The sequence below is a fragment of the Bradyrhizobium sp. 1(2017) genome (assembly GCF_011602485.2).
In the GTDB taxonomy this organism is placed as follows: Bacteria; Pseudomonadota; Alphaproteobacteria; order Rhizobiales; family Xanthobacteraceae; genus Bradyrhizobium.
In genome coordinates, this window is record NZ_CP050022.2 from 6,933,809 (window position 1) to 6,946,648 (window position 12,840).

At 64.3% G+C, this 12,840-nt stretch carries 11 protein-coding genes; 4 read left to right on the top strand and 7 right to left on the bottom strand.

Features of this window, described 5'->3' with window-relative positions; translation table 11 throughout:
• Positions 1–7 precede the first annotated feature (7 nt).
• From HAP40_RS32895 to HAP40_RS32905, 3 genes are all read left to right on the top strand, one after another.
• Positions 8–1,393: an ABC transporter substrate-binding protein gene (locus tag HAP40_RS32895; RefSeq protein WP_166813430.1), complete on the top strand. Its 1,386-nt coding sequence runs from the start codon at positions 8–10 to the stop codon at positions 1,391–1,393.
• A gap of 95 nt (positions 1,394–1,488) precedes the next feature.
• Positions 1,489–2,361 carry a carbohydrate ABC transporter permease gene (locus HAP40_RS32900; protein ID WP_166813428.1) on the top strand — a complete coding sequence of 291 codons (873 nt, stop codon included), beginning with the start codon at positions 1,489–1,491 and terminating at the stop codon, positions 2,359–2,361.
• Positions 2,358–3,209, top strand: coding sequence for a carbohydrate ABC transporter permease (locus tag HAP40_RS32905; RefSeq protein WP_166813426.1), 852 nt, complete (start codon positions 2,358–2,360; stop codon positions 3,207–3,209). Before HAP40_RS32900 ends, HAP40_RS32905 begins: the two co-directional genes overlap by 4 nt.
• On the opposite strand, the gene HAP40_RS32910 is transcribed toward HAP40_RS32905, so the two are convergent.
• Genes HAP40_RS32910 through HAP40_RS32935 form a run of 6 tightly spaced genes read right to left on the bottom strand, consistent with a single transcriptional unit; the run spans position 3,167 to position 10,873 of the window.
• A complete protein-coding gene (locus HAP40_RS32910) occupies positions 3,167–3,706 on the bottom strand; it encodes a DUF6622 family protein (protein WP_166813424.1) in 540 nt (179 codons plus the stop codon). The genes HAP40_RS32905 and HAP40_RS32910 overlap by 43 nt on opposite strands.
• 14 nt (positions 3,707–3,720) lie before the next feature.
• Positions 3,721–4,533 carry an ABC transporter permease gene (locus HAP40_RS32915; RefSeq protein ID WP_166813422.1) on the bottom strand — a complete coding sequence of 271 codons (813 nt, stop codon included), beginning with the start codon at positions 4,531–4,533 and terminating at the stop codon, positions 3,721–3,723.
• Positions 4,534–4,537: 4 nt separating this feature from the next.
• A complete protein-coding gene (locus tag HAP40_RS32920) occupies positions 4,538–5,452 on the bottom strand; it encodes an ABC transporter permease (protein WP_166813420.1) in 915 nt (304 codons plus the stop codon).
• Positions 5,449–6,618, bottom strand: coding sequence for an ABC transporter ATP-binding protein (locus tag HAP40_RS32925; protein ID WP_166813418.1), 1,170 nt, complete (start codon positions 6,616–6,618; stop codon positions 5,449–5,451). Before HAP40_RS32925 ends, HAP40_RS32920 begins: the two co-directional genes overlap by 4 nt.
• A gap of 52 nt (positions 6,619–6,670) precedes the next feature.
• Complete coding sequence (locus HAP40_RS32930) at positions 6,671–8,149, bottom strand: glycerol-3-phosphate dehydrogenase (RefSeq protein ID WP_166813416.1); 1,479 nt, start codon at positions 8,147–8,149, stop codon at positions 6,671–6,673.
• 36 nt (positions 8,150–8,185) lie between these two features.
• On the bottom strand, positions 8,186–10,873 hold the full coding sequence (locus HAP40_RS32935) for a sensor domain-containing protein (RefSeq protein WP_166813414.1): 2,688 nt from the start codon (positions 10,871–10,873) through the stop codon (positions 8,186–8,188).
• A gap of 202 nt (positions 10,874–11,075) precedes the next feature.
• Here HAP40_RS32935 and HAP40_RS32940 point away from each other — a divergent pair, with 202 nt between their 5' ends.
• The gene (locus tag HAP40_RS32940) at positions 11,076–12,179 is read left to right on the top strand and encodes an NAD(P)/FAD-dependent oxidoreductase (RefSeq protein WP_166813412.1); all 1,104 of its coding nucleotides are present in this window, start codon (positions 11,076–11,078) and stop codon (positions 12,177–12,179) included.
• A gap of 172 nt (positions 12,180–12,351) precedes the next feature.
• On the opposite strand, the gene HAP40_RS32945 is transcribed toward HAP40_RS32940, so the two are convergent.
• Positions 12,352–12,534, bottom strand: a complete 183-nt coding sequence (locus HAP40_RS32945) for a YdcH family protein (RefSeq protein WP_166813410.1) — start codon at positions 12,532–12,534, stop codon at positions 12,352–12,354.
• Between the last annotated feature and the right edge of the window lie 306 nt (positions 12,535–12,840).

Sequence of the window (12,840 nt, forward strand, 5' to 3'; positions counted from 1 at the left end):
GAAAAACGTGAGATCCAAGGTTATTGGCGCAGTATCATTGGCGGTCGCTGCGGCTGGGCTTTTCGCCGCCACTGCACCCGCCTTTGCGCAGCAGAAGACGATTACGGTCTGGTGGGGCAAGGGCTTCTATCGCTCCGAAGACGACGCGCTGATCGAGACGATCAAGAAGTTTGAAGCCAAGACCGGCATCAAGGTCGAATTGTCGCAGTACGCGATCCAGGACATGATTCCGAAGACGGTCGCCGCGCTCGATGCCGGCACCGTGCCCGATGTCGCCTATTCCGACTCTTATGACGTGCAGGCGCAGGGCAAGTGGGCCTATGAGGGCAAGCTCGAGGACCTCACGGACATCATGGATCCGATCAAGGGCCGGTTCGTGCAGAACACGCTCGATGCGTCGATCCTCTACAACGACGTCGCGAAGAAGAAGGCCTATTACGGCTTCCCGCTGAAGCAGCAGAGCATGCATGTCGAGATCTGGAACGACATGCTGGAGAAGGCCGGCTTCAAGCTTGCCGATATTCCCAACGACTGGGCCGGCTACTGGACGTTCTGGTGCGACAAGGTGCAGCCGGCCATCCGTAAAGCCAGTGGCCAGCGCATCTACGGTGTCGGCCAGCCGATGGGCGTTGAATCCACCGACGCCTTCCAGTCGTTCTACACCTTCATGGACGCCTACCACGTCAAGCTGGTCGACGACGACGGCAAGCTCACGGTCGACGATCCCAAGGTTCGTGAGAACCTGATCCACGCCCTGAAGGACTATACCGACACCTATATCAAGGGCTGCTCGCCGCCCTCTTCCACGACCTGGAAGGACCCGGACAACAACGTCGCCTTCCACAACAAGACCATCGTGATGACCCACAACTTCACGATCTCGATTGCGGCGAAGTGGTTCGAAGACTCGCAGAACCAGGCCCTCACCCAGGAGCAGCGCGACGCCGGCAAGAAGGCCTATGAGCAGGACATCGTCACGGCGTCCTTCCCGAAGGCCCCCGATGGTTCGACCATCCGCTACCGCTCCGACGTCAAGACCGGGCTGATCTTCACCGCGGCCAAGAACAAGGCCGAGGGCAAGCAGTTCATCAGCTTCCTGCTCCAGGAAGAGAACATCCGTCCCTACATCGAGGGTGCGCTCGGCCGCTGGTTCCCGGTGACGAAGGAAAGCCAGGAGAGCCCGTTCTGGCAGGCTGACAAGCACCGCAAGGCCGTCTACACGCAGTTCAAGGGCGGCACCGCCGCGTTCGACTTCACCAAGAACTGGAAGTTCACGATCCTCAACAACGAGAACGTGTGGGCGAAGGCGATGAATCGCGTCGTCAGCGAGAAGGTTCCGGTCGACAAGGCCGTCGACGAACTGATCGCCCGCATCAAGCAGGTCGCGGGTTAAGTCATCCGCTCCCTCTCCCCGCCTCGCGGGGAGAGGTGTAAGAACAACACCGGCCGCGTTTCGCGGCCGGCTTCTCTTTGAAGAGTCCGAAAAGAATGGCGATCACGCTTTCAGGCGATCAGGCACTTCCCGGCCCGCCACTGTCCTCGCGGCTGACCACGGCGCAGGCCTGGGGCATTGTGCTGCTCGCACCCTATTTGCTCGTTTTCCTCGCCTTCGTCGTCTATCCCGTCTGCTATGGACTGTGGCTGGCCCGCGCGCCGGAAAACTACGTCGCGCTCTATCACGACCCGATCTTCGCGCGCGCCGCGATCAACACGCTGATCTTCCTGGTCATCGGCATCAACATCAAGATGATGATCGCGCTGTTCCTGTCCGGCTTCTTCGCCATGCAGCGCACCTGGATCAAATGGCTGTCGGTGATCTTCATCCTGCCCTGGGCGGTGCCGTCGATCCCGACCATCCTGTCGGTGCGCTTCATGCTCAATCCCGAATGGGGCGTGATCAACCACCTGATCTTCTCCTTCACCGGCGATGACGGCCCGAACTGGCTGAACGATCCGACCGTGGCGCTGAGCATGGCGATCGGCGTGCACATCTGGAAGTCGCTGCCGTTCTGGACGCTGATCCTGATCACCGGCCGTCTTGCGATCTCGCACGACCTGTTCGAGGCCGCCGAGGTGGATGGTGCGAGCTGGTGGCAGAAATTCCGCTTCATCACCTGGCCGTCGATGCAGACGCTCTACGTCACCTGCACCCTGCTCTCGATGATCTGGACGCTCGGCGATTTCAACAGCGTCTATCTGCTCACCGGCGGGGGACCTGCCGACCTCACGCACGTGCTCGCGACGCTCGGCATCCGCTATCTCCGGCTCGACCAGCTCTCGCTGGCCATGGCGTCCATCGTCTGCGCGATGCCGTTCGTCCTGCCGCTCGTGTACTTCATGATGAAACGGTTGTCGCGATGAAGCTCCCCTCCCTGCGCGAAGTCGGCACCGAAGCGCGGCTGCTGCTGATCGGCATCCCCGTCTTCCTGTGGACGATGATCCCGATCTATCACATGTTCCTGTTCGCGATCTCCCCGAAGGAAGACGCGTTCTCGGGCAAGCTGTGGCCGGATCATCCGACGCTGCACAACTTCGAGATCGTGTTCAAGCAGCAGCATTATTTCCTGCGCGACTTCTACATCCAGTTCTGGAATTCGACGGTGATCGCCGTCTCCGTCGGCGTGCTGACGCTGTTCATCGCGACCTCCGCGGCGTTCGCGATCTCGCGATTGAAGGTGCCGGGCGGACGCGCCGTGCTGAACCTCGCGCTCTTCACCTATTTCATCCCCGCGGCGTTCCTCGCCGTGCCGATGTACCGCACAATGGGCAATTACGGCCTGCTCAACAATCACTGGTCGCTGATCCTGGCCATGGTGACGATCGCCAGCCCCTATGCGATCTGGGTGCTCAAGCAGGCCTCCGACAAGCTGCCGGTCGAGCTGGACGAGGCCGCCGTGATGGACGGCGCGACAACGCTCCAGATCTTCCGCCTGGTCTATTTGCCGCTGATGATGCCATCGCTGGTCGCGATCGGCACCTATGCGGTGCTGCTGGCCTGGAACGAATATCTGTACGCGTTCCTGCTGCTCTCCAACGACCGAGAGATCACGCTGCCCGTCGCACTCGGCAACTTCCTCGCCGCCGACGATTCGCCCTGGGAGCTGCTGATGACGACCGGTTTCATCTACGCGCTGCCGCCGGCCGCGGTCTACTACGCCTTCCGCCGCTACATGGTGGGCGGGCTCACGGCGGGCGCGGTGAAGTCGTAGGCATCGGCTGTGCGCTTCCTGCGATAGGCGAGCAGGAGCGCGATCATCGAGCCGATGAAATAGCCAGCGGTCGCGCCCGAGATGGCGCGGCCGACGATGATGGCCACAGCACGGTCGCCCGCATCGATAGCCGCGATCACGCCAGCGGCGTATTGCAGAGAGAACACGACCAGGTTGCGGATCAGCGCGAACGCGCTGCCGAGGCGGATGATCTCACCTGTCTTGTGATCGACGTCGAAAGGGCGCGGCGTCAGCACGCCGAGCGGCAGCAGCGCCAGTGCGGCGGCCATCCAGGCTGCCAGCGGCCACGCGCTGTCCTGGTGTCCAAAGCCGATCCGCGAAACGCCCCAGACGATGAACACGATCGGCACGATCAGCGCACGCCAGAGCGGCGATCGGCGCGGCTGCATCGCCTTGATGCCCTGCCACACCAGATAGGCGAGCAGTGCAAAGACCCAGAGCGGTGTGTGGATCAGGACCTGGTAGGCCATCGTCATTGTCGCCTCTCCTCTCACAGCGGTGCTGCGCTCTCGCCCTGCGAGCTCGACAGCTTCGAAGCCAGCGAAGCAATCACGATCACCACCGCAATCAGCGCGATCACCAGCGTGCAGATCGCGTTGATCTCGGGCTTCACGCCGAGCCGCACCTCGGAGTAGATCCGGATCGGCAGCGTCGCCGAGCCGGGGCCGGTGGTGAAGCTGGCGATCACGAGATCGTCCAGCGACAGCGTGAAGGCCAGCATCCAGCCGGCGACGATGGCCGGCGCGATCAGCGGCAGCGTCACAGCCACGAACGCGCGGACGGGGTCGCAGCCGAGGTCCATCGCGGCCTCCTCCAGCGAGCGATCGAGCGAGCCGAGGCGGGACTGCACGACCACGGCGACGAAGCACATCGTCAGCGTGGTATGGGCAATCGTCACGGTCCAGAAGCCGCGCTCGGCGTTCAGCGCTACGAACAGCAGCAGCAGCGACAATCCGGCGATCACCTCCGGCATCACCAGCGGCGCATAGAGCATGCCGGAGAACAGCGTGCGGCCGCGAAAGCGTTCGCCGCGCGACAATGCGACCGCGGCGAGCGTGCCGAGCAGCGTGGCGATGGTCGCGGACGCGACCGCGACCCGCAGGCTCATCCAGGCCGCCTCGATCATGGCGCGGTCATTGAAGAACTCGTGATACCAGCGCAGCGACCAGCCGCCCCACACCGTCACCAGGCGCGAGGCGTTGAAGGAGTAGATGACGAGGATTAGGATCGGCAGGTAGAGGAACGCCAGCCCCAGCGCGAGCGAGGCAATGTTGAAGCGCGAGAGACGTGAGAGCTTGCGCATCGTCTCAGCGCCCCTGTTCCAGCTGCCGCTTCTGCAGCCGCTCGTACAACAGCAGGGGCACCAGCAGCACCACGAGCAGCACGATGGCCGCCGCAGACGCGACCGGCCAGTCCTTGTTGGTGAAGAATTCGAGCCAGAGGGTCTGGCCGATCATCAGGGAATTGGAGCCGGCCAGAAGATCCGGAATGACGAATTCGCCGACGATCGGGATGAAGCACAGCAATACGCCGGCGCCGACGCCGGGCAGCGACAGCGGAAAGGTGACGAGCCAGAACACCTGCCAGGGCGGCGCGCCGAGGTCACCGGCCGCCTCCTCCAGCGCCGGCTCCATCTTGGCGAGCGTGGCGTAGAGCGGCAGGATCATGAACGGCAGATAGGAATAGACGATGCCGATATACATCGCGCTGTCGGTGGAGAGCCACACCACGGGCTGGCTGACCAGATGCAGCGCCAGCAGGATCTTGTTGAGCAGGCCGTCGTGCTGGAGGATGTTGATCCAGGCATAGATGCGGATCAGAAACGAGGTCCAGAACGGCACGATCACCAGCACCATCGCCACCGCCTGCCAGCGCTTCGGCAGCCGCGCCATGCCATAGGCGATGGGGTAGCCGATCAGCAGCAGGAGCGCAGTCGCCGTGACGGCGACGGTGAGGCTGCGCAAATAAGCGAATACATAAAGGTCGTCGGAGATCAGCAGCCTGAAATTGTCGATCGACAACGCAGCAAAGGCCGTCTTCAGCGCGTCCCATCCCGCCGTCAGCTCGAAGATCGGCTCGTAAGGCGGCTGCGCGATCGCCGTCTGCGACAGGCTGATCTTCAGCACGAAGGCGAACGGCACCAGGAAGAACAGCACCATCCAGACGTAAGGCGCGATCGCGGCAAAGCGCGCCGGTCGCGCGAAGATACGACGGGAGCTCATGGCGGCAACACCACGCAGTCGTCGGGCGTGAACCACGCGACGACGTTCTGGTTCACGCTGTAGGCATCGGTCTCGAGGCGCGCGCTGTTGACGACTGCAGCTTGCACCGTTCCGCCGGCATCGAGCTTCACCTTGTAGGTGGTGGTGCCGCCGAGATAGCAGATGTCGGCGATCACGCCCTCCAGAGTGTTGATCGCCGCTTCACGGCCGGCCTCGGACACCGGCCCGCGGCGCGAGAGCTTGACCTTCTCGGGCCGGATCGCGACCGACAATGTCGTCTCGCCCACCGGCTCGCGCGGCTCCGCCGCCACCAGCGTGCCCGCTTCACGCGTCGCAATCACCAGACGATGGCCATCGCGCAGCTTGAATTCGCCGTCGAACAGATTGACGTCGCCGACGAACTCGGCGATCCAGCGCGACCGCGGCGCCTCATAGAGCTCGCGCGGAGCGGCGACCTGCGCCAGTTTGCCGGCCTTCATCACGCCGATCCGGCTCGCCATCGTCATCGCCTCCTCCTGGTCGTGGGTGACGATGATGAAGGTCATGCCGAGCCGGCGCTGCAGCTCCATCAGCTCGGCTTGCGTGCCCTCGCGCAATTTCTTGTCCAGCGCTGCGAGCGGCTCGTCGAGCAGCAGGAGCTGCGGACGGCGCGCCAACGCCCGCGCCAGTGCCACGCGCTGGCGCTGGCCGCCGGAGAGCTGGTCGGGCTTGCGCTTCTCCATTCCTTCGAGCTTCACCAGAGCAACCATCTCCGCAACACGCATGGCAATGTCGGGCCGCGCCATGCCGGCGCGCTTCAGGCCGAAGGCGATGTTGTCGCGCACCGACAGATGCGGAAACAGCGCGTAGTTCTGGAACATCATGTTGATTGGCCGCTCATGCGGCAGCGCCTGCGCGATGTCCTTGCCGCCGAGCAGGATGCGCCCCTCGTCCGGCGCCTCGAAGCCGGCGAGCATGCGCAGCAGCGTGGTCTTGCCGCAGCCGCTGGGCCCAAGCAGCGCGAAGAACTCCCCGGCCTTGATGTCGAGCGACACGCCGTCCACCGCACGGAAGGTCCCGAACGTCTTGGCGACGCCCTCGATGCGCAAGAGCGGCTGCCCCGCCGGATATTGATCTCCGCGGACCGCGTCGGCCGCGGCGTCTGCTCTGGGCAATTCGTCCGTCATGGTCCCTGCCAACCCCGAATCCGCCGCACGCTAGCGGCCGATCGCCCTTTGCTCAACCGGTTCCAAGCTGCTCGTTCACACCCGACATGAACGCGGCCAGCGCATCACGATCTGCCGCGGGCATGGTCAGGCCGAGCTTGGAACGGCGCCAGAGGATGTCGTCGGGGAAGCGCGCCCATTCATGGCTCATGAGATAGCGCACCTCGGCGGCGGTCAGTTCGGGACCGAAGGCGGGACCAAGATCGTCTCTGGTCTTCGCTCCACCCAGCACTGCCCCCAATCGCGAGCCATAGGCGGCGACGAGGCGCTGGGCCTGCGTCTCCCCGAGGAACCGCCAGCGGTCGCGGGCGAGGTCCACCTCCGTGTCGAAACGATCCCAGGCAAAATCGCCGCCCGGCAGCGCTGCGCCGGCGGTCCAGGGCGGCGACATCGGATAGAACGGTGTCAGCCGCGTCACCGCCCGCTCCGCGCGCAGACGCGAGGTGGTGACGTCGCCGCCGAACATCGTGATCAGCGGCGCCTTGCGTCGGCGCGCATGGAACAGGGTCGTGCCGTCACGTCGCCGTGCGGACGCCAACGTCAGGTTGACGCCGGAGACCGTCCGGACCACGTCGGTTGGCGTGACGCGTTCGCGGAAATAGCGGCTGGCCGCTTCGCAGAGATAGCTGACGTCGGCCCCACGCATCGCCACGATCGCGGGATCGCCGGTGAAATCATGCGTGACCGTGCCGACCAGGGTGAAGTCGCGTTCGAAGGGCCGGGCAAAGATCAGGCGCCCGTCGTTGTTCTGGAAGACGTAGACATTATCGCTGTCGTACAGCCGCGGCACGATGATCTGGCTCATCTGCGTCGCTGCCATTGGGGCTTGCTGATGCCGCAGCACGGTCTCCGCGACCATTGGCGTCCAGGCCCCCGTGGCGTTGGCGAGGGCCCGGGCCGTGATCGTGCGGCGGTGGCCGCGATCGACCACCGCAAGCCGCCAGGTGTCGGTTCGATCGGCGCGGACGCAGCGCGCCCCGGTCCGGATCACGGCGCCACGTTCGGCGGCATCGAGCGCCGTGAGCACCACCAGGCGGGAATCATCGACGACGCAGTCCGAATAAGCGAACGCCGTGCCGAACGGGCGCTTCAGCGCGTTGCCGACCGGATGATGCGTGATGTCGAGCGTCGTCGCCACGGGCAGGCCGCTCCGGCTGGAGAGGTTATCATAAAGAAACAGGCCTGCGCGCAGCAGCCATGGCGGACGTTCCTCGGAATGGGCGGGGATCACGAACTGCATCGGCCGGACCAGATGCGGGGCGATCCTAAGCCAGGTCCGGCGCTCCGCCAGCGCCCGGCGCACCCGCCAGAAGCCGCGTCGTTCCAGAACCGAGAGATCGCCGTGGATCAGCCGCGGTGTCGCGGACGACGCCGCGCCGCCGAGGTCGCTCTGCTCGAACAGGATGACCCGCAAGTCACGGCCGGCCGCATCGCGCGCGAGGCTGACACCGTTCAGGCCGCCGCCGATGATCGCAAGGTCGTAATCCGCCATGAAGCCGTCGAGAAGGAGCGAAGCGCCCCGTCATCACTAGCCGGTCTTGAGCGCAAGCTCCATGACTTCAGCGCGTCCGACGAGGCCGGCATATTTTCCGATCGGCAAGGGCTTGCCGAGCAGATAACCCTGCACGCCGTCGCAGCCTTCCTTGGCGAGGAAGGCGAGCTGGTCGATCGTCTCGACACCCTCGGCGACGATCGACATTTCGAGGCCGTGGCCGAGATCGATCACCGCGCGCACGATCGCCGCCGATTGCGGGTTGCGGCCGAGATTGATGATGAAGGCGCGGTCGATCTTGATCTTGTCGAACGGGAACGCCTGGAGATAGCTCAGCGAGGAATAGCCGCTGCCGAAATCGTCCATGGAGATGCGCACGCCGAGCGCCTTCAGCCGGCGCAGCAGCGCAAGGCCGCGGTCGAAGTCCTCGATCAGCACGCCCTCGGTGATTTCCAGCTCGAGCCGGCCGGGCGCAAGGCCGGTCTCGATCAGGATCGAATGGACCAGCCCGACCACGTCGCCGTGCATGAACTGCGCCGGCGACAGATTGACCGCGACCTGCAGCGGGTTTGGCCAGGACGCCGCCTCGCGGCAGGCCTCGCGCAGGATCCACTCGCCCATCTCGACGATCAAGCCGCTCTCTTCCGCGATCGGGATGAATTCGGCCGGCGAGACCTGGCCGCGCACCGGATGCTGCCAGCGCGCCAATGCCTCGAAGCCGATGATCTCGCTCTCGGCGACGCTGTGGCCGGCGGCGCCTTGGGGCTGGAAGGCGAGCGAGAGCTCGCCGTTCTTGATCGCCATCGAGAGGTCCTGGTGCAGCACGCGGCGATCGCGGATCTGCTGGTCCATCTCCGGCTGGTAGAGGCTGATCGTGCCGCGTGACTTCTGCTTGGCGCGGAACAGCGCCGCACCGGCATTGGCGAGCAGCGAGGCGCCATCCGTGCCATTGTGCGGGAACACCGACATGCCGGTGGTGATACCGGCGCGGACCGGCCGGCCATCGATCTGGAATTCCCGGGCAACGGCTTCACCGATCTGCTGCGCCAGCGCCAGACCCGCCTCAGGCTGCTTGCCATCGATGATCAGGCCGAACTCGTCGCCGGACAGGCGCGCCACGACGCCGCCGCGCGCGGAGTCCTGGAGCCGCTGGGCCACCTCGATCAGGAGCTTGTCGCCGAGCGCATGACCGAAGACGTCGTTGACCTCCTTGAGGCCGTCGAGATCGACGCAGAGGACGGCGAACTCCTCGCCGGTGCCCTCGCAGGCCTCGATCATCTGGGTCAGCGCCTGGAGGAAGGCAGCGCGGTTCGGCAGGTCGGTGAGGCCGTCGTGATAGGCCATGTGCGCCATGCGCGACTCGGTCTGCCGGCGATCGGTGACGTCCTCGTGGGTCTTGATCAGATATTGCGGCTCGCCGGCATCGCTCAGCACGGTGGCGCGACGGGTCAGGAACAGGCGCAGGCCGTCCTTGGTGGAGATCGGATGCTCCTCGGTGATCATCCCGCGCTTCTTGATCGCGGCCTCGTCGCGGGCGATGATCAGCTTGGCTTCCTTGGGATTGAAGATATCGGCGGCGGTCAGGCCCGTGGCTTCCTCGCGCCTGCGGTTGAGGATCGTCTCGGCGCTGCGGTTGGCCAGCAGATAGCTGCCGTCCCTGACCTGCTCCACGATCAGCGCCACCGGGATGTTGTCGACCACGAGCTCGAGGAACTTCTTGGTGCTCTCCAGCTCCTGCGACAGCGAGCGACGGTCGGTGATGTCCTCGAACACCAGCAGCAGGAATCCGGGCCTGTTGCCTTCATTGCGGACCGCGATCCGGATCGAGGCGACCATGCGTCGCTCCCCGCCGCGCTCGACCTCGAATTCGTTGCGGAACTGGCCGTCCGGCGAATCGAGCGCCGCACGGTCGGCCGTCTCGATGGTCGCCGCCGACACCGGCGCGAACAGCTCGCGCGCATTCTTGCCGACGACATGGTCCCGCGAGAAGCCCCAGAAGCGCTCATAGGCCGTATTGGCGAAGATGTAGCGGCCGTCCTCGATGTTCTTTGCGGCCACACAGGCCGGCACGTTGTCCAGCACCGTCTCCAGGAACTGCTTGGTGGAGGCGAGCTGTTGCGACAGCCTGCGCTGTTCGCTGACGTCGAGATGTGTCGCCACCGAGCCGCCATTCGGCAGCACAAAGAACTTCACTAGGATGGCCCGACCTTCCGGCAGTTCGGTGATCAAGCCGTTGATGCTTGCCGCCTTCTCGTAGAACTCGTCGTCGGTCGCGCCATCCAGCACGCCGCGCCTGCGGCGCAGCTCGAGGAGGTCGTGGCCGTTCATGTTCGGCCGGATATCGGACCGCGCCAGACCGTAGATCTCGAGATAGCGGTCGTTGCAGAAGATGACGCGCCGCTGCGCATCCGTCATCACCACGCCCTGGTTGAGATTGTTCATGGCGGAGGAGACGAAGGCGTTGCGCCGCAACTGCAGACGCCGGGTCCGGCGCAGCGAGGAATGGATCCACAGCGCGAGCGCGGCGAGGAACGAGCAGACGACGATGCCCGCGATCAGGACTTCCCAGATCACGTTGGGTGCGAGCTTGGCGAGATCGCCAGGCGCGGGCAGGCCGTCCGACAGCGCAAAGGCGCGCGCAGGCGCGACCGCGCCGGCCAGGCACAGCACGGCCTGCACAGCAATCGGAAGCGTGCTGCCCACGTGCCAGTTCTTCTCAGCCATCAGCCACCCGCGATTTCAACGTCGGATTGTCTGGCTTCAGGGGTTTGGATCGGGTAAACGCCTGTATGTGCAACGGAAAAATGTGACGCGAAATACGGCAATTGCCCTGACATGATAAATGTTTTCTTAATGGAAAAAGCCCGCGCAACCGCGCTTCCCGCCCCGCCGCCACCGGCGCTTCCAGCGGACGTCCTGCACAACCATGGATAGGGTCGACTGCGTCGTCATCGGAGCCGGCGTGGTCGGGCTCGCGGTGGCTCGAAAGCTCGCGCAGGCCGGGCGCGAGGTCATCGTGCTCGAGGAAGCCGAGGCCATCGGCACCATCACCTCCTCGCGCAACAGCGAGGTGATCCATGCCGGCATCTACTACCGCGCCGGCAGCTGGATGGCGCGCATGTGCGTCGACGGCAAGCACGCGCTCTATCGCTACTGCATCGAGCGCGGCATCCCGCACAAGAATTGCGGCAAGCTCATCGTCGCGACCAGCGCGAAGGAGACCGAGAAGCTGCAATCGATCAAGGCGCATGCCGAGGCCAACGGTGTGCTCGACATGCGGCTGCTTCCGGGCGAGGCCGCACGCGCGCTGGAGCCGGCGCTTGCCTGCGATGCCGCGCTGCTGTCGCCGTCGACCGGGATCATCGACAGCCACGCCTACATGCTTTCGCTGCGCGGCGAAGCCGAAGAGGCAGGCGCGGCGTTCGCTTTCCACACGCCGCTGGTGCGCGCCAAGGCGGAAGCCGGGATTATCGAGATCGAGGCTGGCGGCGAGGCGCCGATGACGCTGCAATGCAGCCTCCTCGTCAACGCCGCGGGGCTCGCGGCAACGCATCTGGCGCGCAACATCGAGGGCATGCCGCTGGATCGCATTCCGCCGGCCTATCTCGCCAAGGGAAACTATTTCAGCTGCAATGCCAGGGCGCCGTTCTCGCGCCTGATCTATCCGGTGCCGGAGCCCGGCGGGCTGGGGGTGCATCTGACGCTGGACATGGCAGGGCAGGCCCGCTTCGGCCCCGACGTCGAGTGGATCGAGACGATCGATTACGAGGTCGATCCATCACGCGCCGAGCGCTTCTACCCGGCGATCCGCAAATACTGGCCGACGCTGCCTGACGGCGCGTTGATGCCGAGCTATTCGGGCATCCGTCCGAAGATCGTGCCGCCGGCAGTGGCCACGCAGGATTTTCTGATGCAGGGCCCGCGCGATCATGGCGTTGCAGGCTTGATCAATTTGTTCGGTATCGAATCGCCGGGACTGACGTCGTCGCTCGCGATCGCCGATCACGTCGCCGAGCTCGCAAAGGTTTGAAGCGTTTTCGAGCGACGTAGATTGTCGGGTCGCATCTAGAAAACGCGTTCACCAAGAATCTACCCCGCGCAAATTAGCTCTGCGCGGGCATACCCTTGCAGCAGGGACGAGCACAAAGACTCTCATCCCTGCGTGAAAGGGTTAGGGTCAACTCTACGCTGTTACGGGGGTACTAGTGGAGCGTGTCGCCAGAGTGCTTCAGACGCTCGATCTGGTCCTTGACCATCAACTTTCGGCGCTTCAACTCAACAATTTGCAGGTCGTCTGTTGAAAGGTGCACGAGAGCTTCGTGCAATTCGTTTTCGAGAAGTTTGTGCTTCCGTTCCAATTCAACAAGATGTGCCTGAATTGTCATTCGAAACCTCCTCGGTAGGGCTGAACCTCAGGATTCGATCCGGACGGCGAAGTCTACATCACCGATTCGTTCTGTCGATGGGTATCCGTCATTGCAGCTTCATTTTTGAAAATTCATATGTAACGAAGCGTGAGTACGGAACCGCTCGGGAAAAATCCATGATATCAATGCGCTTGCGGAGCGCCGCGGCGACCCGCAGAAATATGTTGCGGGAGACCGGCGGACGAGAACCGCAGATCGCTTGCGGTCACGCCGCACAAGGACGATAATTTCCACAGGGCATCCACAGCCCAGATCTCACGCCTA